Below are 426 nucleotides of genomic sequence, written 5' to 3'. Positions count from 1 at the left end.
GGCGAGTAGGGCGCAAAGTGGCGGATTTCTTTATGGATTTCCTCGGGGCCAGCGAAGGGTTAAACGCGAAAGCGCAAAACCGTGGGCTGTTGCAAGCGGTTGATGATTTCACTGCCGAAGCACAACTGGATAAAGCAGAGCGACAGAACGTGCGCCAGCAGGGTTATAGCTACTGTAATGAGCAGCTGCAGGCAGGCGAAGAGATTGAACTGGAATCGCTGTCGAAAGAGCTGGCAGGCGTCAGCGAAGTGAGCTTCACGGAGTTTGCGGCTGAAAAAGGCTACGAACTGGAAGAGAGCTTCCCGGCAGACCGTAGCACACTGCGTCAGTTGACGAAGTTTGCCGGTAGCGGCGGTGGCTTGACTATTAACTTTGATGCGATGCTGTTAGGTGAACGCATCTTCTGGGATCCAGCAACCGATACCC

Annotated in this window: 1 protein-coding gene; it reads left to right on the top strand. The window is 54.2% G+C overall.

From position 1 onward, the window contains the following. On the top strand, positions 1 to 426 hold a 426-nt coding region (locus D7W79_RS42800), incomplete at both ends, for a nucleoid-associated protein (protein ID WP_208729995.1).

Origin of the sequence: Corallococcus exercitus, from assembly GCF_003611585.1 — a bacterium.
Classification (GTDB): domain Bacteria; phylum Myxococcota; class Myxococcia; order Myxococcales; family Myxococcaceae; genus Corallococcus; species Corallococcus exercitus.
Note: the sequence above shows the minus strand (reverse complement) of the source record. Positions and strands in the feature narration are given on the sequence as shown.